The sequence below is a fragment of the Terriglobia bacterium genome (genome assembly GCA_020072845.1).
Taxonomy (GTDB): domain Bacteria; phylum Acidobacteriota; class Terriglobia; order Terriglobales; family Acidobacteriaceae; genus JAIQGF01.
This window is the reverse complement of sequence record JAIQGF010000016.1, coordinates 64,078-88,676: the sequence shown is the minus strand read 5'-3', so window position 1 is coordinate 88,676 and position 24,599 is coordinate 64,078. Positions and strand designations below refer to the sequence as shown.

The 24,599-nt window shown below is 61.0% G+C and carries 17 protein-coding genes and 1 tRNA gene; 9 read left to right on the top strand and 9 right to left on the bottom strand.

Annotated features, from left to right (window positions below; all coding sequences use genetic code 11):
- The first annotated feature begins 2 nt into the window (after positions 1-2).
- The 4 genes from LAN70_16240 to LAN70_16225 all read left to right on the top strand — a co-directional run bounded on the left by LAN70_16240 (position 3) and on the right by LAN70_16225 (position 6,776).
- Entirely contained in the window at positions 3-1,043 is a 1,041-nt protein-coding gene (locus tag LAN70_16240) for a glycine--tRNA ligase subunit alpha (GenBank protein ID MBZ5512698.1), read from the top strand.
- Between the two features lie 88 nt (positions 1,044-1,131).
- On the top strand, positions 1,132-3,276 hold the full coding sequence (gene glyS, locus LAN70_16235; protein ID MBZ5512697.1) for a glycine--tRNA ligase subunit beta: 2,145 nt from the start codon (positions 1,132-1,134) through the stop codon (positions 3,274-3,276).
- A gap of 155 nt (positions 3,277-3,431) precedes the next feature.
- A complete protein-coding gene (gene ppdK / locus LAN70_16230) occupies positions 3,432-6,176 on the top strand; it encodes a pyruvate, phosphate dikinase (protein MBZ5512696.1) in 2,745 nt (914 codons plus the stop codon).
- A 144-nt stretch (positions 6,177-6,320) separates the two neighbouring features.
- Positions 6,321-6,776 carry a hypothetical protein gene (locus LAN70_16225; GenBank protein MBZ5512695.1) on the top strand — a complete coding sequence of 152 codons (456 nt, stop codon included), beginning with the start codon at positions 6,321-6,323 and terminating at the stop codon, positions 6,774-6,776.
- A gap of 176 nt (positions 6,777-6,952) precedes the next feature.
- Here the strand turns inward: LAN70_16225 and LAN70_16220 are convergent, their stop codons facing one another.
- Positions 6,953-7,546 (bottom strand): hypothetical protein, encoded by a 594-nt coding sequence (locus LAN70_16220; GenBank protein MBZ5512694.1) that lies wholly within the window; start codon positions 7,544-7,546, stop codon positions 6,953-6,955.
- A 132-nt stretch (positions 7,547-7,678) separates the two neighbouring features.
- Between LAN70_16220 and LAN70_16215 the strand changes: the two genes are divergently transcribed.
- From LAN70_16215 to LAN70_16200, 4 genes are all read left to right on the top strand, one after another.
- Positions 7,679-7,756 (top strand) — tRNA-Glu (locus tag LAN70_16215).
- A 122-nt stretch (positions 7,757-7,878) separates the two neighbouring features.
- Complete coding sequence (locus LAN70_16210) at positions 7,879-9,513, top strand: hypothetical protein (protein MBZ5512693.1); 1,635 nt, start codon at positions 7,879-7,881, stop codon at positions 9,511-9,513.
- Positions 9,514-9,566: 53 nt separating this feature from the next.
- Positions 9,567-10,646 (top strand): tartrate dehydrogenase, encoded by a 1,080-nt coding sequence (locus tag LAN70_16205; GenBank protein MBZ5512692.1) that lies wholly within the window; start codon positions 9,567-9,569, stop codon positions 10,644-10,646.
- 127 nt (positions 10,647-10,773) lie between these two features.
- Positions 10,774-11,256 carry a DinB family protein gene (locus LAN70_16200; GenBank protein MBZ5512691.1) on the top strand — a complete coding sequence of 161 codons (483 nt, stop codon included), beginning with the start codon at positions 10,774-10,776 and terminating at the stop codon, positions 11,254-11,256.
- A 123-nt stretch (positions 11,257-11,379) separates the two neighbouring features.
- Here the strand turns inward: LAN70_16200 and LAN70_16195 are convergent, their stop codons facing one another.
- Positions 11,380-11,820 carry an FKBP-type peptidyl-prolyl cis-trans isomerase gene (locus tag LAN70_16195; GenBank protein MBZ5512690.1) on the bottom strand — a complete coding sequence of 147 codons (441 nt, stop codon included), beginning with the start codon at positions 11,818-11,820 and terminating at the stop codon, positions 11,380-11,382.
- Between the two features lie 189 nt (positions 11,821-12,009).
- Positions 12,010-13,821 carry a radical SAM protein gene (locus LAN70_16190; GenBank protein ID MBZ5512689.1) on the bottom strand — a complete coding sequence of 604 codons (1,812 nt, stop codon included), beginning with the start codon at positions 13,819-13,821 and terminating at the stop codon, positions 12,010-12,012.
- Between the two features lie 406 nt (positions 13,822-14,227).
- On the opposite strand from LAN70_16190, the gene LAN70_16185 reads away from it, so the two are divergent.
- The gene (locus LAN70_16185) at positions 14,228-17,365 is read left to right on the top strand and encodes a glycoside hydrolase (GenBank protein ID MBZ5512688.1); all 3,138 of its coding nucleotides are present in this window, start codon (positions 14,228-14,230) and stop codon (positions 17,363-17,365) included.
- On the opposite strand, the gene LAN70_16180 is transcribed toward LAN70_16185, so the two are convergent.
- The 6 genes from LAN70_16180 to LAN70_16155 form a co-directional block, all read right to left on the bottom strand.
- Complete coding sequence (locus tag LAN70_16180) at positions 17,304-19,151, bottom strand: hypothetical protein (protein MBZ5512687.1); 1,848 nt, start codon at positions 19,149-19,151, stop codon at positions 17,304-17,306. The genes LAN70_16185 and LAN70_16180 overlap by 62 nt on opposite strands.
- Positions 19,152-19,248: 97 nt before the next feature.
- Entirely contained in the window at positions 19,249-20,112 is an 864-nt protein-coding gene (locus LAN70_16175) for a hypothetical protein (protein MBZ5512686.1), read from the bottom strand.
- Between the two features lie 10 nt (positions 20,113-20,122).
- Positions 20,123-22,093: a hypothetical protein gene (locus LAN70_16170; GenBank protein MBZ5512685.1), complete on the bottom strand. Its 1,971-nt coding sequence runs from the start codon at positions 22,091-22,093 to the stop codon at positions 20,123-20,125.
- 7 nt (positions 22,094-22,100) lie between these two features.
- The gene (locus LAN70_16165) at positions 22,101-23,336 is read right to left on the bottom strand and encodes a hypothetical protein (GenBank protein ID MBZ5512684.1); all 1,236 of its coding nucleotides are present in this window, start codon (positions 23,334-23,336) and stop codon (positions 22,101-22,103) included.
- Positions 23,333-23,980: a prepilin-type N-terminal cleavage/methylation domain-containing protein gene (locus LAN70_16160; GenBank protein MBZ5512683.1), complete on the bottom strand. Its 648-nt coding sequence runs from the start codon at positions 23,978-23,980 to the stop codon at positions 23,333-23,335. The genes LAN70_16165 and LAN70_16160 overlap by 4 nt, the downstream gene beginning before the upstream one ends.
- Positions 23,958-24,494, bottom strand: coding sequence for a GspH/FimT family pseudopilin (locus LAN70_16155; GenBank protein MBZ5512682.1), 537 nt, complete (start codon positions 24,492-24,494; stop codon positions 23,958-23,960). The genes LAN70_16160 and LAN70_16155 overlap by 23 nt, the downstream gene beginning before the upstream one ends.
- Positions 24,495-24,599: the final 105 nt, after the last annotated feature.

Below are 24,599 nucleotides of genomic sequence, written 5' to 3'. Positions count from 1 at the left end.
AAATGCCACAGCAGAAACAAAACGCGCCCACGTTTCAGGAGCTCATCCTGCGGCTGTCGAATTTCTTTGCCGACTACGGATGCGTGCTGCAGCAGCCGCATGATTTGGAAGTCGGCGCGGGCACCATGGCGCCGGAGACTTTCCTGCGCGTGCTGGGGCCGCAGCCGTACCGGGTGGCGTACGTGCAGCCGTCGCGCCGCCCGGCCGACGGGCGCTACGGCGAGAATCCTAATCGCCTCTATAAACACACGCAGTTACAGGTAATCCTTAAACCTCCACCTGAAGACGTGCAGGAGCTCTACCTGAAGTCGCTGGAGGCGATCGGAATTGATCTGCGCCAGCACGACATCAAGTTTGAAGAAGACAACTGGGAGTCGCCGACGCTGGGCGCGTGGGGAATCGGCTGGCAGGTGATGCTCGATGGCCTGGAAATCACGCAGTTCACCTACTTTCAGCAGTGCGGCCAGATTGATCTCGACCCGATTTCGGCGGAGTTGACCTACGGGCTGGAGCGCATCGCGGCCTTCCTGCAGGACGTGAATTCCATTTACGAGATTGTTTGGGCACGCGATCCCAAGACGGGTGAAGAGGTCACCTACGGCGACGTGCGCCTGGCCGACGAGTTGCAGTTCTCGGTGTACAACTTCGAGCTGGCGGATGTGGACCGCGCGTGGAAGCACTTGGAGCTTTTCGAGGACGAGTGCAAAGAGCTGCTGAGCGAGTTCGCCAAACTCACGTCGGAGAAGAAAGAAGCAGGGAAGAAAGAGCGCACCGTGGATGAGGATTTTCCGGCGCACCTGCGGGAACAGATTCGCCGGTTCCCGGTGCTCCCGGCCTTGGACCTGTGCCTGAAGTGCTCGCACCTGTTCAACATTCTCGATGCGCGCGGGGCGATCTCGGTGACGGAGCGCGTGGGGGTGATCGCGCGCATACGTCAGTTAGCGGTCGGGGTGGCAAAAGCGTGGGTGGCGCAACAAGAAGCTGTCGGCCGTCAGCTTTCAGCTATCAGCCAGGAGAAACCGGCAGCGGTCGAGAAGGCGTAAACGATTTGACGTGTCCGGGGCTACACCTCGATGTGACCTGCATCACGCGCGGTCTGGCAAGCAGGTGGGACAATAAGCGGTTCGCATAATGCCTGATTTCCTTCTTGAGATCGGACTGGAAGAGATCCCGGCACGCATGATTGACGGCGCCGAGGCGGAGCTGCGCAAACGCGTCGCCGACGTGCTGGAGCGCGAGTCGCTGGCGCAGAGTCCGGAGGTGGAGCCGTATTCCACGCCGCGCCGTGTGGCGGTGCTGGCGCGCGGGATCGCCGAGAAACAAGCGGATGCGGAAGAGCAGGTGCTGGGGCCGTCGGTCAAGGTCGCCTACAAGGACGGCCAGCCAACCGCGGCGGCGCAGGCGTTTGCGCGCAAAGTGAATGTCGATGTGGCGCAACTGAAGTCCGTCACCACGCCGAAGGGCGAATACCTGGCAGCCACGGTAACGCGCAAGGGGCGCACCGCACAGGAGATCCTGGCGGAGGCGCTGCCCAAGGAAATCAACGCGCTCTACTGGGCGAAGAACATGTACTGGCGCGAGGGCAAGCCGGAGCGGTTCGTGCGCCCGGTGCGCTGGATGGTGTCTCTGCTGGGAGAGCAGGTAGTGCCGCTGGAATACGCGGGAATCAGGGCGGCTCGAAAATCGTGCGGGCACCGTTTGCTGGGACACGATGTTGAGGTCAAGGCGCCCACGTCGTACGCGGCGGATCTCAAAGCAGCAGGCGTGTTCGCAAAACGCGAGGATCGGCTGGCGCTGATCCGCAAAGAGCTGGACCGGGCGTGCCGCACGGTTGCGGGCGCGCGCTGGCGAGAAGACAAAGAACTGCTGGATACGGTGGTCAACCTCACCGAGTTTCCGTCCGTCATCCTGGGAAATTTCGAGGGCGAGTTCCTGTCGTTGCCGGAAGAGGTGCTGGTCACGGTGATGCGCGACCACCAGAAATATTTCGCGGTCGAAGATGCGACCGGAAAGCTGGCGGCGCATTTTCTGGCAGTGCTCAACACCGACGGCGATCCCACGGGAATTATCCAGCACGGGCACGAGCGCGTGCTGCGGGCGCGCTTCAACGACGCGCGCTTCTTCTGGGACACCGACCAGAAGCAGCCGCTGCGCGAGCGGGTGGAGCGGCTGAAGAATGTCACCTTCCAGAAAGATCTTGGCAGCTATTTCGACAAGACCATGCGGGTCCAGAAGCTCGCCAGCCAGATTTCGCAGACGCTGGAAGATGCGGGCGTCAAGGTGCGTGCCGGGATCGTGCACAAGGCGGCGCTGCTGGCCAAGACCGACCTGACCACCGAGCTGGTGAAGGAATTTACCGAGCTGCAGGGAATCGTGGGCGGATTGTACGCCAAGGCGCAGGGGCTGGATCCGGCGATCGGCGACGCGATCTACGATCAGTACAGGCCGGAGTCCATGGAAGACACGGTGCCGCGGACCGTTGAGGGCGCGGTACTCTCGATTGCGGACAAAGCGGATTCAATCGCCGGAATGTTCGCGCTGGGACTGATTCCGAGCGGCTCGAAGGATCCGTTTGCGCTGAGAAGGCAGGCGAACGGGATCATTAAGATCATTGCAGAGCACAAGCTGCCACTCACTTTCCGTGATGTTTTCGCGGGAACGCACGCGTTCAGCAAGGCAACGACGGAGCAGAGGATCGGCACCACCGAGGACAAGGCGGTTACTACAGTTCGAGTTGGCACAGTAGTTCAGACATCGTTGTTCTTCCGGGAGCGGCTGGAGTTCTACCTGCGCGACGCGCTTGGTTTCGCATACGACGTGGTGAACGCGGTGCTCGCGGCGGGCGCTGATGATGTGGTGGACGTGGTCGCGCGGGCGCAGGCAGTCGCGAAAGTGCGGCCGTCGGAAGATTTCGAAGCCATTTCGGCGGCGTTTAAGCGGATTAAGAATATTCTGCGGCAGGCGCAAGAGACGGGGAAGAAGGTTGGCGACGCGCTTGATGTTACCGCGCTCAGCGATCCGCCGGAGAAGGCGTTGGCGCAGGAGATGCAGCGGGTGGCGCCGCGGGTGCGCGAATTGTCGCAGAACCGGGATTACGCGAGTGCGCTGGCAGAGATTGCGACCATTCGGCCGGCGGTGGACACGTTCTTCGACAAGGTGATGGTGATGGTCGAAGATGAGCGGGTGCGGGCGAACCGGCTGGCGCTGCTGCAATCGCTGCTCAACGAGTTTTCGACGATCGCGGATTTTTCCGAGATCGTGACGGAGAAGAAGTAACCACAGAGGGCACGGAGGATCACGGAGGAAACGCAAGGTCCTTCGACTCGGCATCGGCAAAAGCGGCCGATGCCTCGCTCAGGATGACAAGGGTTTTTGGTTTTCGTGAACAGCGGGATCTGAAATTTATACGGCTTAATAGAAAAGGATGGAATATGAGCACTCCCACGATGGAAGTTGAGACTGAAAAAATGGCGACGACTCCGCAAACAGGCGCGACCAAGTACGTTTACTTCTTCGGCGAAGGCAAGGCCGACGGCAACGGGAAGATGAAAGACGAGCTGGGCGGCAAGGGTGCCGGTCTGGCCGAGATGACCAATGCCGCACTGCCGGTTCCGCCGGGATTCACCATTCAAACCGATGCCTGCCGCGAGTACATGCGCGGGCAGGTTGCGCCGGAGATGGACCGGCAGACCAACGAGGCGCTGGCGCGTCTGGAGAAGATCCAGGGCCAAAAACTGGGCGAGGGAAAAAATCCGCTGCTGGTGAGCGTGCGCTCGGGCGCCAAGTTCTCCATGCCCGGCATGATGGACACCATTCTCAACCTCGGCCTGAACGACACGTCGGTGGAAGCGCTGGCCAAGCGCAGCAACAACCCGCGTTTCGCCTACGACAGCTATCGCCGCTTGATCCAGATGTTCGGCAACGTGGTGCTGGAAGTCCCGAAACCCGCATTTGACGAGGTCTTCGAGAGCATCAAGAAAAAGAAGAAAGCCAAGCTGGACACCGACCTCGATGCCGCGGCGCTGAAGGACGTGATCGCCGAGTACAAGAAGGTGGTGAAGAAGCACACCAAGCGCGACTTCCCGCAGGAGCCGAAAGAGCAGCTCGTGATGGCGCGCGACGCCGTGTTCCGCTCGTGGATGAACCAGCGCGCCAAGCACTATCGCCGGATTAACAACATCGACGACAACCTGGGCACCGCGGTCAACGTGCAGGCCATGGTCTTCGGCAACCTGGGCGAAACCAGCGGCACCGGTGTGGGCTTCACGCGCAATCCCGCCACCGGCGACAAGGAGTTTTACGGCGAGTTCCTGATGAACGCGCAGGGCGAGGACGTGGTGTCCGGCGTGCGCACCCCGGTGCACATCGGCGAGCTGAAGAAGATCATGCCCAAGGTGTACGACCAGCTCCGCAACATCACCACGCGGCTGGAAACGCACTACAAGGACATGCAGGACTTCGAGTTCACCATCCAGGACGGCAAGCTCTACATGCTGCAGACGCGCAACGGCAAGCGGACCGGGCGCGCCGCGGTACGGGTGGCGCTCCAGATGGTGAACGAAGGGCTGATCACCAAGGAAGAGGGGTTCATGCGCGTCGAGCCGAACCAGTTGTACGACTTCCTGGTTCCGCGGCTGGACGAGAAGGGCGTGAACGTCGTAGTGCTGGCCACGGGGCTGCCGGCGTCGCCGGGCGCGGCCGTGGGCCAGATCGTGTTCACCGCCGACGAAGCGGTGGTGAAGGCGGGCACGGGCAAGAAAAAGAACCCGGTGATCCTGGTGCGCGGCGAGACCACGCCGGAAGACATCCACGGCATGGAAGTAGCGGTGGGCATTCTGACCTCGCGCGGCGGCATGACCAGCCACGCGGCCGTGGTCACGCGCGGCATGGGCAAGTGCGGCATCGTGGGCGCGGGCGAAATCCAGGTTCACGAGAGCAAGAAGGAGATGCACGTCGATGGGCAGGTGTTCCACGAAGGCGACTGGATCTCGCTGGATGGCACCACCGGGCGCGTGATCAAAGGCCGGCTGAACACGGTGGCGGCGTCGGTGGACGATCCCGAGCTGCAAACCCTGCTGAGCTGGAGCGAGCCGTACCGCAAGCTGGGGGTGCGCGCCAATGCCGATATTCCGCGCGACGCCATCCAGGCGCGTGCCTTCGGGGCGGAGGGAATCGGGCTGTGCCGCACCGAGCACATGTTCTTCGCCGAAGACCGCATTCCGCACATGCGCGCCATGATTCTCGCCAACAACGAGAAAGACCGGCGCGCCGCGCTGAAGAAGCTGCTGCCCATGCAGCGCGCGGACTTCGCCGGGCTGTTCCGGGCGATGGAAGGGCTGCCGGTGACCATCCGCCTGCTCGATCCGCCGCTGCACGAGTTCCTGCCCAAGCGCGAAGAGCTGATGGTGGAGATCGCGGTGCTGGAAGCGACCAAGCCGAAATCTCCCAAGCTGAAAGAGCTGCGCAAGATCCTGGCGCGCGTGGAAGAACTGCACGAGTTCAACCCGATGCTGGGCTTCCGCGGCTGCCGGTTGGGCATTGCTCTGCCGGAGGTCACGGAGATGCAGGCGCGCGCCATCATCGAGGCGGCGGTGCAGGTGGAGAAGGAAGGCGTGAAGACGCACGCCGAAATCATGATCCCGCTCACCAGCACGCTGAAGGAGATGGAGCACCAGGCTGCCATCTGCCGCCGCGTCGCCGAGGAAGTGTTCGCGGAGAAAGAACGCAAGGTGCACTACCTGGTTGGCACGATGATCGAGTTGCCGCGCGCGTGCGTGGTGGCGGACAAGATCGCGCAGGAAGCCGAGTTCTTCAGCTTCGGCACCAACGACCTGACGCAGACCACGTATGGCTTCTCGCGCGATGACATCAACAAGTTCCTGCCCAAGTACGTGTCGGAGGGGATCCTGAAGCAGGACCCGTTCCAGGTTATCGATCGCGAGGGCGTGGGCGATTTGGTGCGGATGGGCATCGAGCGCGGGCGCAAGACACGGCCCAACCTGGAAGTCGGAATCTGCGGCGAGCACGGCGGCGAGCCGGCCTCGGTGGAGTTCTGCTACCTGGTCGGGATGGACTACGTTTCCTGCTCTCCGTACCGCGTGCTCACGGCGCGTCTGGCGGCGGCCCAGGCCGCGGCCGGCGAAAAGCTGGGAGCGGAGGCGGGTAGAACGAAATAGGCTGCAGGCTGCAGGCTTCAGGAAGAGAGGCTCGGTCATCGACCGGGCCTTTTTTCCAGAATGGAATTGCACCGTGCGGCGAGATGAATTCAGCGCGGCGGAATTCTGTTGTAGGATTCAGGGAAGAGGATTCGGAGGGCCTGAATGAAGGCGAGAGTCGTGCTATGTGTGACGGCCGTTCTTTTGGCGGTGGTGATGATGTCGGCGCAAATGACGCAGAAGGATTTCCTGCTGCTGGACAACGGCGACAAAATCCTGGTGAATTTCCCCAAGGGATCGAGTGGAACCATCCAGGTGAAGAGCCTGAGCGCGCGATCGCGCGTGGACATTGAAAACACGGCCCAGCGCGGCTTCGATAAGTTCATGGTGACGGCCAAGGAAGGCTGGAAGACCTATCCCGGCAAGGTGGACGGCGCCAACATCGCGATCACCTTGCGCGAGGCGCAGGACAACAAGAAAGACCTGGCCACACCGGACCTTCCGTTCGATTCCGATGCGGTGGTGCGCATCGTGAACAGCGCGCCGCCGCGCATCGCCGGCGGCGACAACCGCAAGCGGGGCACCCGGTGTCCGGTGGACAACGCGCTGCTGGACTGGTAGCGAGTTTTGAGTTGTGAGTTCGGAGTTGTGAGTGAAATTAGTGGAAAGCTGCAGGCCCCGAGCAGCGGCGCTTGAAAAGAGATGCCTCGTTGCGTTCGGAATGACATTTCCTGTTTGTTTGCGCTACGTGCCGATCCCCTGATCCGATCGGCTCCCAACTCACAACTCACAACTGGTTAGTGCGTTTTCTGCAGGCGGGCGATGAGTTTTTGCGCCAGGTTTTCCTCGGATTCGGACCACAGCACGCGGCCGGTGACGCCGCAGTTCTTCTCCACGGCGTTGCTGAAGTTGATCAGCTTCTGAACGTTGGCGCGAATGCGCGGCTCTGAGACTTCGGTGAGGTCAACGCCCTCGAAGAGGAAGGGCGTGTCGAGTCCGAAGTCCACCTGAATGTGACCGCTCTCCTGGTAGGTCCCTTCGTCGAATTCCAGTCCGTGGGCGATGAACTTCACCTGGCGCGGTTCGACGATCCACTCGGCGCTGCCTTCCGGCTGCACCCACAGGTCCCAGTAGCCTTCCAGCAGATAGGCGTGATCGTCGTGCAGCATGTCGGCGACGATGGCGATGGCCTGCTCGGGGTCGATCCCGGGGTGAAAACGGCGTTCCAGGATGGTCGGCTCGCTCCAGGAGACGGGGTGCACGGCGACCTCAGTCACCCCGGGCCGCGAGGCCGAAAACAAGAACTGGCGCACCACCGAGAGCAGGCGCGGCATGATGTCGGATTCACGGAAGCGCGGGAACCAGAGGCTGAGATAGAGCGGGTCGGCCATGCCGACTATTTTAGATGGCGCTGAGCGACTTGCGCCACGGACGACCGGCTGCGCGGACCGGTGAAGCTTTGACAGTGGAAGAAATGGACTGCTACGATGAATGGTTCGGCAGGAATTTCCCGCCCAGCAAGCGTCCCCGTCGTCTAGCCCGGCCTAGGACATCGCCCTTTCACGGCGGTAACGCGGGTTCGAATCCCGCCGGGGACGCCAAGATTAGCCGATCGCTGACGTGCCGTTGACGCGCCGCCGGACACACCGCTACACTCGGTGGAACTGTGGGGTGACGCGTGAAACGATTTACTTGGTTCCTTCTGCTCATTTGCCTGGTTTGCCTGCCTGGTGCTTTCGCCGATGACGAACATCACGGCCACCACGACGCGGCCGAGCAACTGGGCACGGTTTCCTTCCCAATTTCCTGTACACCCGCAGCGCAGAAGCCGTTCGAACGCGCTGTGGCGCTGATGCACTCCTTCTGGTACGAGGAGGCGGAGAAGCAGTTCACCGCCATCGCGCAGCAGGACCCCCGGTGTGCCATGGCGCACTGGGGTGTCGCGCTCAGCCTCTACCACCAGCTTTGGGACCGCCCACAGGAACCGGTGCTGAAACACGGCTGGGAGGAGATCCAGAAAGCGCAGTCAATCGGCGCCAAAACCGATCGCGAGCGCGGCTACATCAATGCCCTTGCCGTGTTCTACCGCGACTATGCCACCCGGAACCACCAGGCACGCGCCACGGCGTACGCCGAGGCGATGGAGAAGCTGTACGCCCGCTATCCGAGTGATCATGAAGCGGGCGCGTTCTACGCCTTATCGCTGTTGGCAGCCGCGCCTCTCGACGACACCAAGTTCGTCGAACGGAAGAAAGCGGTTGCCGTGCTCATGCCCCTCTTCCGCGAGAATCCCACGCATCCGGGGCTGGCGCACTACATCATTCATGCGTGCGACTCGCCGCAGATGGCCCCCATGGGCCTGGAGGCGGCGCGCCGGTATGCGCACATCGCCTCGTCTTCGCCGCACGCGGTCCACATGCCGTCGCATATCTTCGCCCGGCTGGGCCTGTGGCAGGAGGACATCCAGTCCAACCTCACCTCCGTCGCTCTGACTCGCCAGTCCGCCGCCATGCACATGGGCGGCGCTTCCCATCAGTTGCACGCCATGGATTTCCTGATCTACGCCTACTTGCAGGTGGGTGAAGATCAGTCGGCCAGGCAGATCGTGGATGACTTGGCGAACACCGTTGCGGAAATCAAGGCCGGGCACGCGCACGACACGATGGCGGACCATACCGGTTACGCGATGACCGAATTCCCGGCCCTGTATGCGCTCGAGATGCACCACTGGGCGGACGCAGCGGCCCTGCAACCCCCGGCGGATGCCAAACCCCTCGACCAGCTCACCAGTTTTTGGGCGCGCGGCATCGGCGCCGGCCACCGGCACGACGCCGACGGCGCACGGAAGGCCCTGGAGCAATACGATTTGCTTCTCGAATCGGTGCGCAAGTCGAACCAGGCCTACTTGGCCGAACTGCTTGCCGGCGTGCCGCGCGACGAAATCAGTGCCTGGGCCGCCTTCGCGGACAAGAAGAATGACGAAGCGGTTCGCCTGATGCGTCGCGCTGCCGACCGGCAGGACGCCCAGGGCAAGGACGAGACCGACATCCCCGCGCGCGAGATGCTCGCCAACATGCTTCTGGAATTGAACCGCCCCCAGGAGGCGCTGGCGGAGTACGAACAATCCATGAAGGTCGACCCCAACCGCTTCAACGGGCTCTACGGCGCCGCGCGGGCCGCCGAACTGGCAGGGCAACCGGCAACGGCGAATTCTTATTACGCAACCCTGCTGAAAAACTGCGCTAATGCGCACTCCGACCGGCCGGAGCTTGCGCGTGCCCGCACCGTGCTGGCAAGCAACTCGGCGAGCGCGATCGCAGCCGGCAACAGGCAGGAGGCGAGTGGTTCGCAGCGATAACCAAGCAATCTCGATATGTTGCGGCCAGTTTGCCTTGCGAAGATACTGTAAGCATGAGAAATTTCAGGTTCGCCGTGCTGCCGGGAGACGGAATCGGCGCCGAGGTCATTCCCGCCGGACTACAGGTGCTGCGCGCCGTGGCAGAAAGGCAAGCGTCGTTCAATTTCGAGACGCAGGTGTTTGAGTGGGGAACGGCGCGCTACCTGCGCGAGGGCGCGATGATGCCGCGCGACGGCATGCAGCAATTGGAGCGCGGCGGCTTCGACGCCATCCTGCTGGGGCCGGTGGGCGACCCGCGCGTGCCCGACCACATTACGCTGTGGGGACTGCTGTTGCCCATCCGGCAGGGATTCGATCAGTACATCAACCTGCGCCCCATGCGGCTGCTGGCAGGGATCAGGACGCCGCTCGCGGGCAAGTCTCCCCAGGACATCGACATGGTCTGCGTGCGCGAGAACGCCGAGGGCGAATACGCCGGGGTTGGCGGGCGGGTGCATCGCGGGACGGCCGACGAGGTCGCCATCCAAAGCAGCGTGCACACCCGCCACGGCACCGAGCGCGTGATCCGCTATGCATTCGAATATGCGCGTGCCAACGGGCGCAAGAAGGTGACCAGCGCCACCAAATCGAATGCCATGCAGTACAACATGGTGTTCTGGGACGAAGTCTTCGCCGGCGTGGCGGCGCAGTACGCCGACATTGCCCATGAACAGCAGTTGGTGGACTCGCTGTGCGCGCGCTTCGTGTCCAAGCCGGAAAGCCTGGACATGGTGGTTGCGTCGAACCTGTTCGGAGACATTCTGACCGACCTGGGCGCGGCCATCTCGGGCAGCATGGGCATTGCTCCGAGCGCGAATCTGAATCCCGAGCGGAAATATCCCAGCCTGTTCCAGGCGATCCATGGGTCGGCCCCCGACATTGCGGGCAAGGGGCTGGCAAATCCTTTGGGGACGGTGTGGTCCGTCCAGATGATGCTGGAGCACCTGGGCGAGGCGGATGCGGCCAAGGCGCTGATGCGTGCCATCGAGGAATTTGCGGCCAACGCAACCGCCAAGACGCCCGACCTGGGTGGCCGTGCCAGCACGCGCGAAGCTACAGACGCGTTGTGCAAGTTGATTCGCGCCGAACATTGAACGACAGGGGTCAGCGACTCATCCCACATTGTCCGCGCGCTGCGGCTATGGTTTTGAAGCTTGCCGGCGCGGCGAGCAATCCAATCCAAGCTGGTAGCAGCCGAAAACCGAACATGGAGGCCTGACCATGAATCCGTACGCATCATTCCTGAAAGATCAAGAAGCAGCCGAGGTGATTACCGGCACGCCGACACGCCTGGAAGCGTTGGCGAACCTGCTGGGTCCGGAGCGGATCAACTACTCGCCGGCGCCGGGGAAGTGGAGCGCGCGCGAGATTTTCTGCCACCTTGCCGATTGCGAAATAGCGTTCGCCTTCCGCTTGCGGCAGACGCTGTCCGAGGACCATCACGTGATCCAGCCGTTCGATCAGGATCAATGGTCACAGATGTACGCCGGCCACGATGCGCACGCGGCGTTGGCGGTCTTTTCGGCAGTGCGCCACTGGAACATGCAACTGATCGAACAGGCTGGTCCAGCGGCGCGGTCGAAGAAAAATACCCACCCGGAACGCGGCGAGGGAAGCTTCGGCGAGCTCGTCGAGACCATGGCAGGTCACGACCTGAACCATGTCAAGCAGGTCGAGGCGATCACGAAAAAAGTCGCCGCGTAAAGAAACTTAGCCACAGATTCACGCGGATTCACACGGATAAAGCAAAAAAGAAAACGCGCCTTGTCTTGAGGCGTGCCTTGCTTTTGATCCGCGGAAATCCGTGGGAATCCGTGGTTAGGTTTTCTATTTGCCAATGCCGAGAAGGTCCACGTCAAAGATGAGGGTGGCATTGGGCGGGATAAGGCCGCCGCCGGCGCCGCGGCTGCCGTAACCCAGCTCAGGCGGAATGCGCAACTGGCGCTTGCCGCCAACCTTCATGCCGGCGACGCCCTCGTCCCATCCCTTAATGACCTGGCCGGCGCCAAGCGTGAAGATAAACGGATCGTTGCGGTCCACCGAGCTGTCGAATTTCTTGCCATCCGTCAGCCAGCCGGTGTAGTGGACCTTGACCTTGTCGCCTTTTTTGGCGGCCGGGCCGGTACCTTCCTTGATGTCCCAATACTCCAGGCCGTCGGGCAGCTTGGTCGGTTTGCCTGTAACCTTGGTGGGCCCGCCGGAGTTCTGCGCGGGCGCGGAGGCGAGCAGGAACGCAAGTGCAAGGGTCGCGAAAGCGAGCTTCAGCATGAGGCTTGTTCTCCTGTACGACGAACCACCAAGCTACCACCGGCGCAGGAATTTCGCCAAGTGGGGAGGGCTTGGTAGTGGGTCAATTTCCGGGTCGGCGTGACTCGTGCGGAACCGCGCAACGTGTAGTGCTGGAGATGCGCGGAGTAATCGCTCCGAATCCGAACGGGACAGTCGTCGGAGGTCTGCTCAACTCACGCCCTTCATCTCGTTCTTGTATTGCAGCAGGAAATCCAACATTAACTTATGTCGACGTCGTCCCATGCCTTTTCCTGACGCGGTCAAGAGTAACCGATTCAGCAGGAGAAGTTTGGCTGCGAAGTGCTGTATCGGAGTCGTATCAGGCGCCATAATATTGTGATGTGTGAATGGTGGAGAGTAAGGATCGTAATCAACATCTCCCAGTTCGGCGCAATGTTTGCCGGCGAAGGCAAATGCCCGTGCTATTCCCCTTGCTCCCATTGACTCCAAGAAGTCTGCATCGCGTACAACTCTTGCTTCTATGGTCCTAGGTTCGATTCCCAACAGGTAAGAACTGAACTCAGACGCTACAATGCAGTGCACGATTGCAGTGATTTCGTCAGCGTCAAACCCATTCTCGTTAAGGAATGTAGCGGCTGCATCCGCTGATTCGTCCGTGTGGAAATGAAATGCCTCGTGCTGCCGTGGTGCAAAATCGTGAAAATATGCAGCAGGGACGACAATCCTCTTGTTTGCCTTCTCCTGTGTCGCGATTGTTTTCGCCAATTGGACAACAGCCTCGACGTGGTCGAAACGGTGTGCGATGTCTGAGAAACTGTGCTTCATATATTCGCGAACATGGCTGGCCATTCGGACCTCTAGCTCGGGATCAAGGCTGCTCCGCTCGAAACTTGCCTTTGGTCTTCCAGCCATTAGTTTCCTTCGCACCTGTAAGGGAAGCGAGAGAAGTTTCTCGTCGCGTCCTTGGGCGTTCTGAGCAGTTCTCTTGCACAATAGCGCCGGTATCGAAGTCTCTTTCATCGCGAACGATTCTGCGAAACATCCACCATGGCACTCCTGCTTGGCGGGGCACTCCACACACTCGGGCGTGGAGCAAATCAGTTGATGCATGTTCTGCGTGAGAAAACCTCGGAACCGCTCTAAACTGCGTCTGATGACATCCGCTGGATTCTCGGCAACATTGCCAACAGCGAAGCTTGAACTCCGCTGGTACAGAAACGGGCATCCAACAACATCTCCGTTCGGAACTATTGAGAAGATGCTTGCTGCAGCAGGACAGTCCTGCAGGGGCAAAGCAATTGACGAGAAATTAATGAAGCGGAGATCAATTGACGAAGTCGCAAGTGAACGAACTTGGCCAACGAACTCCTCAACATCGCTGGGTTTTACAGAAAGATCAGGGCGCGCGTATCCAATGTGATATGGGTTTGTAATGAAGAGGGTCCGCAGTGTTGGTGCCTTGGCCGCCAAGGTGCGAAGCATATCCACATAGGCGGGCACGTTTTGGAGGTTTTCTTTTGTGATGAGAGAAGTACCCTTGATGGGAATTCTTTTCGAGGATATTGCCTGTAGAGTGGCAAGGAGTGTCTCAAACTTGGTCTTGCGATACTCGTACTGGTTCCCCTCCATGCCTGCAGGGTCGATGCTAATGTTGATCCCGCCGGGCCCGAATTCGAGCATTCTCAGAAATACCTCTTGAGGAAACCCTGTCGTGGACACGGAAAAGTCAGCGCCCATTTCTTTGATGGATTCAATTAGCTTGAAAAGATCTTCGCCCAGCGTTAGTGGCTCTCCACCAGATAAAAGCACACTCCTCGGCTGCATGAACTGAAGGAATCGTAAGGCACCTTCTCGGACCGAGTGCATATCTGCTCGCGAAATATCATTTCTATGGCCGGTACGTTCCTGGAAACAATAGGGACATTTAAGCGGACACGCGAACGTGACTTCCCAAACAGCTTTAGAAAAAGGGAGATTGTCTGTGCGAAAACAACATTCCCTGGAAATCACTTCTGCCATTAGGATATCCTCCGCTCGTCTCACGACTGACATCAGGCCCACATTGACGTAGCTCCCTCGTGCTCACCTGAAACGTTCCTGCCGATATTCGAGGCGACCACGAACACTCTGCCACAGTTAGCGCTTCGTCCATCGTATGTCAAGGCTATGTTGCGGATGCAGTCGATTTTGTTGCCGAGATTCGGCACAGGACGCCCACAATTCGTAGAGCGTGACTCGCGGACCACGCGAGAAAACGCGGCTGTCGTGTCGGCAATGGTCCGAGTCCCCGTCCCCGGGGTACTTTTCTGGATGAATTATCGGCAAACCAAAAATTGACCCACTACCAGCATCAGCGCACACGGCGCGGAGATTTCGCGGAGGCGTACAATCGTCGCTTCGCGATAGATCGCACGGGGTGAAAACAATGGGGCGTTTGCGCTGGCTGTTGGTGATGTTGTGCGTCGGGGCGCCGCTTGTCGGGCAACAGTTTAGTCCCTCGCTCTATCAGGAGATGCGGTGGCGAATGATTGGCCCGTTTCGCGGCGGGCGAACGGTGGCGGCGACGGGAATTCCCGGAAAGCAGAACGTCTTTTACATCGGGGTCAACAACGGCGGCGCCTGGAAGAGCACCGACTTCGGGCACACCTGGCATCCCATCTTCGACGGCCAGCCGACCGGCTCCATCGGAGCGCTGGCGGTGGCGCCCTCCAATCCCGACATCACTTACATCGGCAGCGGCGAAGGCCTGCAGCGCCCGGACCTCTCGACTGGCGACGGAATTTACAAGTCCACCGACGCGGGCAAGACCTGGCAGCACCTTGGCCTGCGCGATGGCTGGCAAATTCCGGTGGTGCTGGTAGACCCGCGCGATCCCAACCGCGTCTTCGCCGCGGTGCTCGGACATCCCTACGGGCCGAACCAGGAGCGCGGCATATTCCGCTCCACCGACGGCGGAGAATCCTGGGAAAAGATTCTCTACAAAGACGAGAACACGGGTGCGATTGATTTGGCATTCGACCCGAAGAACTCGCAGACTCTGTATGCCGTGCTGTGGTCGGCGCGCCGGCCACCATGGACCACCGGGGGCGCCATTCTCGGGCCGGGCAGCGGACTGTTCAAATCCACCGACGGCGGAAAAACCTGGCAGCCGCTAACGCAGGGGCTGCCGACGTGGGCGGAAGGGCTAGGGCGAATCGGGCTCGGCATCGCGCCCAGCAATCCCAATCGCATCTACGCGACGGTGCAGGCGGACGCGGAGCACGGCGGCCTCTATCGCTCCGACAATGCCGGCCAGACGTGGAATCGGGTCAACAATGAAACGCGGGTCTACGGTCGCGCCGACGATTTCGCCGAGGTCAAGGTGGACCCACGCAATCCGGACGTTGTGTACTCCGCCAATACCACGACGTACCGCTCCACCGACGGCGGAACCAGCTTCACCGCCATCAAAGGCGCGCCCGGCGGCGATGATTACCACCGCATCTGGATCAACCCGGAGAATCCCGACATCATCCTGATGGGCGCCGACCAGGGCGCGACCCTGACCGTGAACGGTGGCGCCACCTGGAGTTCGTGGTACAACCAGCCGACGGCGCAGTTCTATCACGTGATCACCGACGACCGCTTTCCCTACTGGGTGTACGGCGGGCAACAGGAGAGCGGGTCGGCCGGCACCGCCAGCCGCAGCGATTACGGCGCCATCACCTTTCGCGACTGGCACACCGTGGGCACGGAGGAGTATGGCTACGTCGCGCCCGATCCGCTGCATCCGAACTTCATTTACGGCGGCAAAGTCTCGCGCTACGACCAGACGACCACGCAGTCCCAGGATGTTTCACCGGTCGTGCTGCGGACAGGGAAGTACCGCTTCAATCGCACCGCGCCGCTCATCTTCTCCCCGGTGGACAAGCACGCGCTTTACCTCGGATCGAACGTGCTGTTCAAGACGACCAACGGCGGGCAGAGCTGGGAGGTTGTCAGTCCCGACCTGACGCGCGAGCATCCCGGTGTGCCGCCAAACCTGGGAAATTTCGCGGCCAACGACAAGACCGAACATCGCGGCGTGATCTACAGCATCGGGCCTTCATTCCAGGATGCGAACGTCATTTGGGTGGGCAGCGATGATGGGCTCATCCACGTCACCCGCGACGGCGGTAAGACCTGGCAGAACGTCACGCCTGCGGAGTTGACGCCATGGAGCAAGGTCGCGCAGATCGAGGCCGGGCACTTCGACACCAACACTTGCTATGCCGCGGTGAATCGCTTCCGGCTTGACGACCTGCATGCCTACATCTACCGTACGCACGACGGCGGCGAGACCTGGCAGAAGATCACCAACGGCTTGCCCGACGATGCCGCGGTGAACGCGGTGCGCGAAGATCCGGAGCGCAAGGGCCTGCTGTTTGCCGGAACGGAGACTAGCATCTGGGTCTCCTTCGATGATGGCGACCACTGGCAAGCGCTGCAATTGAACCTGCCGCACACCTCCATGCGCGACCTGGTGGTGCATGGCGACGACATCGTGGTGGGCACGCACGGGCGGTCGTTCTGGATTCTGGATGACATTACGCCCTTGCGGCAGATGTCGGTCGAAATGGCGCGGGCGCAGGCGCATCTGTTCCAACCACAGGTCGCATATCGCGTGCGGCGCAGCACCAATACCGACACGCCGCTGCCGCCGGAAGAGCCGGCGGGTCAGAATCCGCCGGATGGTGCAATCATCAACTACTACTTGAAGGATGAAAGCCAACAGGCTGTTTTAGAGGTATTTGATGCTGCGGAGAAATTGGTGCGGCGCTTCGCCAGCACGGATAAACCGGAAGAGATCAACCCCAAAGACTTGACCGTGATGACGTCCTGGGCAAGGCCGCCGCGGGTTTTGGCAGCGTCGTCGGGGATGCATCGTTGGGTTTGGGACCTGCACTATCCTCCGCCTGCCGTGCTGAGGCGGAACTTGCCGATTTCGGCGATTCCCCACGACACTCCGCTGGCGCCGCAAGGGCCTCGCGCGCTGCCGGGCGAGTACACGGTGAAGCTCACGGCGGACGGGAAGACCTTGTCGCAAAAACTCACGGTGAAGATGGACCCGCGCGTCACCACGCCGGCGGAGGGCCTGGCGCAGCAATTCGACATCGCAACCAAGATCGCCGATGTGCTGCAGCAGGACTACGACGCCCTGCAGCAGGTGCGCTCGGTGCGGACGCAGTTAAGGAATCTGCTGATGCCCGCGAAGTCGCTGCCGGGCGATGTTGCCGAAGCGATCAACGAACTGGACAAGACCTTGCGAACACTGGAGGGCGCGCCCGGCGAATACGGACAGCGCGCTGCCAGCGACAATCTTACGGGCCTGAGCAGCAGCCTCGGGACGGTGTATGAGATGGTGGACAGCGCCGACACGGCGCCGACATCGCAGGTGGTGGCGACCTTCCGCGACTTGCAGCGATCGCTCCCGCTGCTGCTCACAAAATGGGAGCAGGTGAAGTCGCGTGACCTCGCGGCACTCAACCAGAAATTGCGGTCGGCAAGCTTGCCGGAAGTTCAGATTTCCAGCGGCGCAAAGTAAACGCCAGCCGAGGGCGCGGAGAAGCGGGGAAGCGCAGCGTATGGCCGGGTTTTGGTCGGCGCGGCGCTGTCGCCGCTGTCTCCGGCCACTGCTGCACGATCGCCCATCCTGACGGTGAATTCCAGATGACCGAACCACGCTGCCACTTGCCGCCGGGAGCAATCACCTCGACCACTGTGCTGACTAGGGGCGGATGACCCGCGGACAAGGCCGCTGCTGCCCGGCGCGCATCGTTGTCGCCAGCGCGGGGTTCCGAGGCCGGCAGGGGAGTCAAGAGGGTTCGTCGCCAGGTTGCGTAGGGCGCCCATTCATCGGTGTTCAGCACGATCGTGTCGGCCGGGGTGTGCTGCTGAATCCAGGCGTAGGCACGCCAGCAATCTGGATCGCGGTCCGGAGCGAAGCTCTCGCGCCACAGCGGGATATTGGAGAGCGCCAGCAGCAGCGCGATCGCGAATGTTGTACCAAGCTCCAGCCGATAGCGCGAAGCTAGGCGGTACATGGCGTAACCGGCGAATACGCTGACCAGGTAAACCAGGTCGGTAATGAAGCGTGAAGGCTCCAGCGCGGTGCGCTCCTCTCCCCAGTGGTGCAAAGCGTAGGCGCGATAAACCGGGCCGCACAGCAGGTACGCGGCAAGCAGCGCGAGTGACATCGCGAGCAGCATGCCGGCGCGCGCTCCTGCCTCGCGCACACATGACAGGACGATGCCGCAAATGGCAAAGGCCACGAAAACCACACCCATGCCGGCGATCAGCGACAAGAATGAATGGGAGCTTTGGAAGCGGAGCGCATCGGTGTCGCCAATCCGAGCGGCCTTCATGGCTTGTGGCACAAGATAGGCAGAAGCCAACCCAATAGCGCCGGCCACACCGAGCGTCAAAGTGCGCAGCTTGCCCCACTTTTCAGGTTCGGCGGTTTCGGAGGAGAGCAGTAAATACGCGGCAGCAACGGCCAGCGTAATGCCCGCTACCAGGGCCACATGATGGTGCGTCACGAACATGGCGGCGAGGAACACGGCAATGGCAGCGGCGCTGCGTAGATTGCACGCCGACCGGGCCATGATGGCGATCACCGGAATCAGAAAAACCATGCCCAGTTGGTTGGGCATTCCTCCCCAGGTGTAATAGCCGATGCTGCCGAGGACCGCCCACATGCCATAGGCGAACGCGGAATACAGCGCGACCTCCGAGGAGCGGAAAATATTTCTCGCGAGGCCATACACCTGGGCGGTCGTGATCACACCCAGCGCCGGAACCAGCAGTTGGAAGACGCGGTGCAGCGGAATTAAGGTCAGACGGGAGAGCACCACAATCAGGAGATGACTGCCCAGAGGATAGTTCAGCGCGACGGTTTCAAAAGGGGTCCAGTCGTAAAAGAGCTTGTCGGTGATCAGCAGTTTCTTCGCCAGCAGGAGATGGAAGCTGGGGTCCCATCCGAGGGGGATGTCACGAAAGAACGTGGGCGCGAACCGGGAGACGGCGACCACGGCGAGCAGCAACGCCAGCCAAAACCGGGTGCGATCTGGCGCAGGCGATTGCCGGCGAGGCGACCGAAGCCAGGCGAGCAGCAGGCTCAGCGCAACCACGCCCATCCACAGCGGCCAGAACAGTGACAGACGGAACAGGGAAACGTAAAACGCGATCAGGACAGCGAGCGCAAGCCCGGCGGTAGCGCCCCAGGTCAGGCGGTCCACCAGGTCATGATCGGGAAACGCGGCGCGCCACAGGAAAATGCCGGGGATGGCGAGGACCGCGAAGCCGGCCACGAGGGCTGCTATATCCAGCATGAAGCGGTGTACCCGGGAAAGCTATATCACATTACGCGCCGCGCTTCTTCCGAGCGCCTGACCGTGAGCTGTTCACGTGGAATGTCGCGCCCGCAGGTTACCGGAGATACATCCAACGCTGGATACCGGTGGTACTGCGCCCAGCGGTAAAGAGAAATTTCTGCTGCACCCGGCGAATCCCCAGGATCTTGTAGCTGACAGTGACCTCGGATTTCATGCCGCCCGATTGCGGCACGGAACCACTCAGGCAGGAGATCGGCGCATGGCGTTTGAACTCGAGACGATCCGCAACATTGACGTGAGCGTCCTCAATATGGACACCGGCAGGCGCGAACTCGAGATTGCAGTCGGCCACGACATGCGTGATCGCGAACGGGCTTCCGTTGGAAAAAACAAAGGACGCTGCATAGGTCCGGGAGGAATCAGGCAACTCCTCGACGGATAGCGAGGGCAACAGGGACAATGCACCCCCCACGACCATAAGCAATGCGACCGACAAACACGCCAGGATTAGCGCCTTGCGCTTTCGCCGCGAGTCTGCCGAGGAAGGTGAACCTTTCGAGCGCTTCGCCGAGCCGGCCGCATGGCGGGGCCTTTTGCGTTGCGGCTTGCGTCGTCTGCTGATTCGGGCCGGCGGGTATTCGATTAATACGCCGCCATCATCGGGAGCCTGGCCGGCTTTCGACCTGCGGAGCGACAAGTCTGCCAGGAGAACACGGTCGAGCGCATTGCCCTCCAGGGCGCGGTAGACGCAGCGGCACTCGGAGAGCAAGGCGTTCGCGGGCAAACCGGAGGCAGCGACACGAGCTGAGGCCAAGTCATCAAAGGGCCCGTGCCAGACTTCCTGAGCAGAAGGCGGATCGGTTTTATCCAACGCCTTGCACTTGCGGCACGGGGCGAGATGGATTTCGACCCGGCGCAGCCCGGCTCCCCATTGCTCGTGAATGAAGTATTCCTGCAAAAAGTCCACCCTATTGCGGCCAGGTCACCCAGGACAGCCGTTGTGGCTGCGCCGGGGAAACCAGCGGCGCGGCGGCATTGATAATGTCCATTTGGGGGAGAGTCGTCGAAGGGAACCATGGAGGCGCAAAACCTGCCCGGGAAGTGAACCGGCGGTCGAAATAGGTGTTTTGCGTCGCCATGCTGGCGGAGAAGATGTTGCTTTGGATCTGGCCGCCAACGTTGTTGAACGTGTTGATGGAGCCGCTCACGGTGAAGCCGCAGGAACTCGACGAGCAACTCTGGCCGATGGCGGCCAGGCTCCCGTCCACCTGGAGATTATGATTGGAATAGGGGCTACTCAGGTTGATGTTGCCGGTCGACGTGAAAATCCCCAGCACCTGGTTGTAATCGTTGCCGGAAATGAGCGTGTCGCTGGTGTTCATGGTGACCGGTTCGTGCGCGTAGACCAGGTCCCCTGTGATGCTGATGTTACCGTCGGCCGCAATGGTGATTTGGGAATAGTCCTGGATTGCGGGCTGGCCCTGGCCGGGCCCTTTCAGACCGGTGATGTCCCCATCCACGTACAGCACCGTGGCGGGTGAAGGAGACACGCCGGTCAGGTTCTGCGGAACGCCGGTCAAGGTGGTGGTTCCCGAGCCTGAGGTGACCGTCGTGGTATTGGCCTGAATATTGGTGGTGACGGTGGTAGTCGTGCTGCCTTGCGTAATCGTGTAGATCTGCGTCGGATGACTCGAGCCATCCGTCCCGACGTTCATCTGGACCGATGCGTTACCGGCGACGTAGATGCCACCGCCGTTGATGGTGTACGGATTGGTACAGCCGGGGCCTCCCGTGCAATACGGCAGGTAGACACCACTGGACGCACCACCGATCGGATAGGAATTGCCCCAGCGGTCCTTGAGATTAGCGTTCAAGTTCGCGTTGGTGGGAGCCGGTGGCGGGCCGGAGCCACAAGTCGTACCGCCTTCGCCACAGCCTTTGCCGTCCAACACCGCCCATTTCTGACTGAAATCGTTGGGCGGGAGCGCCACCGAAGGTTGATTCAGGTTTAGGCCTCCCTGGAAGGTGGGCTTGATGGTCTGACCGTTCGCGGTGTAGCTGGAGGTCGGCGACTGATAGCAATGTCCGTTAATGAAGTAGTCGGCCTTGGTATTGGCTTGGCCGACCGGGTCAGTGAAGATATACGAGCCTCCGGTCGCGAACTGCCATGCGCCGTTAGTGAACATGGGGCCGGTCATCGTGCCGGGAACCAAGGCACCGAGGCAGGGTGGATAGTTATTGATAAAGGCGCCGAAGGCGGCAAAGCTCACCGTCACTTGCTGTGTAGTCGTAGTCTGCGCCTGGATGGTCAGGACGATGCTGCCGGTCTCTTTCGTGTACACCTGCTGCAATGCCTGCGCTCGGCCGCTGGAGCAAAGGGTGTAGTTGTACCGGTACGTATAGGAGTTGTTCTGTCCCTGCGCGTTCTGGGTTGTCGTCGGATATCCGGCAGCAAGTGCGAAGCTGTTGGCGCAACCGGTGACGTTGGCGATGGCGAAACTTGCGGGCCAGGAGTTGGCCGCCTCTCCGGAATTCAACGAAGTGAAGCTGCCATAGGTCGTGGTGACGTAACTCAACGCGTTGGTGGGCGAGGCGGTGGCCAGGGGGGGCGAAGTGCACCCGGTGCCGGCAGTGGTCCCCCAACCGGTGCAGGGAGTCATGTTGACGGCCAATACGAGCTGGTTCGTCAGTTCCGCCCGCGCAATGTTAATGCCGGAGTCGGCCGCATAAAACGAGCTGCGGGTGTTCCCGTAATATCCGTTGATCACCATGTCGGCATTGACGGTCAACACCATTGCCAGCGCCAGGATACTCATGAGAATCAAGAGCAGCATGGTGGTCAGCAGCGCCATGCCGCTTTCGGTGTCGGCGGTCAACACGCGATACGTCAGCCTGCCCGTCCTCCTTCGCGCGTTGAGTGATCCTAATGTGCGTTTCATACAACCTTCAATCGTTCATGCTCATGTTGCGCGGATTGACTACGATGGCGATGCCCTGAACCTGGTAGCTTCCCCCGTCGAATGAATTCCTGAACGTATAGGTTGCATTTTGGTTGGGCGCGGTCCGCCCAATTAATGAAATCCGTACCGCACGGACAAGCGAAAAGTTGTACGCCATATCCCCGGAATTCAGGTTCGTGTAAGTCGAAGCTCGATAGTTGTATTGGGTGGTGTCCGTGGGTGTCGCCGCAGTTTGGTTCCAGATCGCCGCACCGACCTTGAAGCCAATCACCTGTTCCATGACCGTGGATGTGGTGCCGTTCTGCGTGCGGATCAGTTTGGGGTTCTTGGGATCCGTCGTGGTATCGACCTGGAAAGTGATCGGATTGAGCTTGAGCATCCAATCCCCGCCGCAAAACTGTTCTCCCAGTTTGCCGGGGAGCTGCGGCGCCGCGGGGTTCTGAGCAGCCGCCGAACATGGCGTGACGCCGTCGCAGGCTGTGATATCGAGCGGATCGTGGGCCAAGGTGTTGTAGCCCTTGTAGTCGACTCCGCTGACGGTCTGATCCAGCGTAGGATTGAAGGTGAATTTGACCGCCGATCCCGCCACGACCGCATCCGCCGTCAGCACGACCGACGTAAGCTTGCTTCCTGTGCTGTTCAGCAACAGGATTTGATCGTTGCGCTTGAATTTGGCGGCCGTCTGGGACAGGGTCAATCCGCTGGCAGCCCGCCCATAGGCGATGCCGGTATTGGTATTGCTGCAGTTTCCCAGGCCGTTCCCCCCCGTGCTGTCGGTGGCATTGATGGGGGGATAAGTCGTGGGATCGGCCGCCGTGATGACGTTGAGCTGATCGAAACAATTGACGCCGTACCTGGCGGTGGTGGAGTTGTAGCAGGAAGTACCGGTCGGAGGGACGTTGTTCACAATCGTGACGCCAACCGGCCAGGTGGGGATGTTCACGCCCTGGAAATAGCCGGAGCCGGCATTCGCGATGTCGAGCTGCAACTGGTTGGCAGCATTGCGAAGGGCCAGGTTGAGCCCCACCTGGTTTTGCAGCCCCACCTGGTTTTGCAGAAGCGTGGCGGAGGACTGCTGCTTGCTGAAGAGGCTGAAGGCAGCGCCTCCGATCAGCATGAAGATAGCCAGGGAGACGAGAAGTTCAAGCACCGAGAAGCCACGTGCAGCGGTCCCGCGCCGCTGGCTGCCGGTGGTCGTCGTAGAGTAGGTCTCCATTTTCATGGCCGCACCATGCTCATGCGAAAATTGGCCATCGGTTTGACCGTGGGAGCTACCACGTGCACCTGAACCGTGACGCGCCGCACGCCGTTGGCAGGGGAGTTCGCTTCGATAATCCAGCGTCGATGAAAACTGACGCTGGAAGGCGCCGTGGTGGAAGTAATCGGGGCGCCGCTGGGGCCGGGGATGGTGCCGTCGGGCGAGTGATACGTCGTCGTGTACTGCGTGGTGCCGCCACTCTGGCTGGAGACCGTGTCGGCAAAGCAGCCCGCGGTGGCACCGGGGCAGTCGGTGCCGCTGACCAGGGTGATGCTGACGTCGTCGTAGTAACTGACGCTGGCCGAAGCGCCGGTTGGACACGTGGTCGTCTGTAATACGTCCGCAGTCAGGCTACCGACTGAGGCATTTCCGCTCGGAACACAAATCTGCGGGGCCTCGTCATTCCACCGGTTGAGGTCTTCCAGCTTTTCCGAGGCAAGGCTAGCGGCCAAGGTCATGTACTTGGACTGTTGTCCGGAAGCCAGCATTCCTCCCGCCAGGGCCGCCACCGAGACGACGCCCACGGTCAAGATGAATACGGCAGCCATCACCTCAATGAGGGTGAACCCGGCCTCCGCACCTCTCTTACGGGCTGGCAACCTGGACATTTCCGACTCCTGAAACGTTGACCGTCTTGGTCGAAAGACCATTCGAAAGGGTGAAGGAGAGCGATCCTGTTGTTGGCGTTACCATGCCGCTCGGACTGAACTGCAAGGTGGTCGACGGGCTCATGGTCACATCGCCGGCGGTCCCCCACGGAATCGCGCTGCCGAGATTGGAAAAGCTGGTCGCGCAGGCTGGAGGCGAGCCGGACACCGGCTCGGTGGCGATCTGGTAGGTGGTCGAGGTCTGGGTAAAGGTAACGGTATATGGACAACCCACCATGATGGCCTGGTAGCGAGTGCCTTGGATAGCGCCGGAGACCGCGGAGGCGGCAGCGGTGAGCCGGTAACTCCGAATCATGTTGCGGGCCATCGGAATGCAGATGCCGGCAATTACACAGATCATGGCAACCGCGACGAGGAGCTCGATGAGCGTGAAGCCGCCACACCTCGGCGCCTGAGCTCTCCCCCGGTGTGTAGCCCGCCGTCCCGGAATCGAAACGTGGCAACTAGCAATCATGGATTACCGACGCCCCCATAGTTGCAGCGCAGCTGTGGTGACCTTCACAGGTAACTTTATCTACATGGAGGTAATGGCAGAAGATTACTTTAGTAAGGAGTGCCT

What these genes read in the sequence shown, in the direction of transcription:
- LAN70_16240 (MBZ5512698.1), top strand. Translation starts at nt 3, where the DNA reads ATGCCACAGCAGAAACAAAACGCGCCCACGTTTCAGGAGCTCATCCTG.
- glyS (MBZ5512697.1), top strand. Translation starts at nt 1,132, where the DNA reads ATGCCTGATTTCCTTCTTGAGATCGGACTGGAAGAGATCCCGGCACGC.
- ppdK (MBZ5512696.1), top strand. Translation starts at nt 3,432, where the DNA reads ATGAGCACTCCCACGATGGAAGTTGAGACTGAAAAAATGGCGACGACT.
- LAN70_16225 (MBZ5512695.1), top strand. Translation starts at nt 6,321, where the DNA reads ATGAAGGCGAGAGTCGTGCTATGTGTGACGGCCGTTCTTTTGGCGGTG.
- LAN70_16220 (MBZ5512694.1), bottom strand. Translation starts at nt 7,546, where the DNA reads ATGGCCGACCCGCTCTATCTCAGCCTCTGGTTCCCGCGCTTCCGTGAA.
- LAN70_16205 (MBZ5512692.1), top strand. Translation starts at nt 9,567, where the DNA reads ATGAGAAATTTCAGGTTCGCCGTGCTGCCGGGAGACGGAATCGGCGCC.
- LAN70_16200 (MBZ5512691.1), top strand. Translation starts at nt 10,774, where the DNA reads ATGAATCCGTACGCATCATTCCTGAAAGATCAAGAAGCAGCCGAGGTG.
- LAN70_16195 (MBZ5512690.1), bottom strand. Translation starts at nt 11,820, where the DNA reads ATGCTGAAGCTCGCTTTCGCGACCCTTGCACTTGCGTTCCTGCTCGCC.
- LAN70_16190 (MBZ5512689.1), bottom strand. Translation starts at nt 13,821, where the DNA reads ATGGCAGAAGTGATTTCCAGGGAATGTTGTTTTCGCACAGACAATCTC.
- LAN70_16185 (MBZ5512688.1), top strand. Translation starts at nt 14,228, where the DNA reads ATGGGGCGTTTGCGCTGGCTGTTGGTGATGTTGTGCGTCGGGGCGCCG.
- LAN70_16180 (MBZ5512687.1), bottom strand. Translation starts at nt 19,151, where the DNA reads ATGCTGGATATAGCAGCCCTCGTGGCCGGCTTCGCGGTCCTCGCCATC.
- LAN70_16170 (MBZ5512685.1), bottom strand. Translation starts at nt 22,093, where the DNA reads ATGAAACGCACATTAGGATCACTCAACGCGCGAAGGAGGACGGGCAGG.
- LAN70_16165 (MBZ5512684.1), bottom strand. Translation starts at nt 23,336, where the DNA reads ATGAAAATGGAGACCTACTCTACGACGACCACCGGCAGCCAGCGGCGC.
- LAN70_16160 (MBZ5512683.1), bottom strand. Translation starts at nt 23,980, where the DNA reads ATGTCCAGGTTGCCAGCCCGTAAGAGAGGTGCGGAGGCCGGGTTCACC.
- LAN70_16155 (MBZ5512682.1), bottom strand. Translation starts at nt 24,494, where the DNA reads ATGATTGCTAGTTGCCACGTTTCGATTCCGGGACGGCGGGCTACACAC.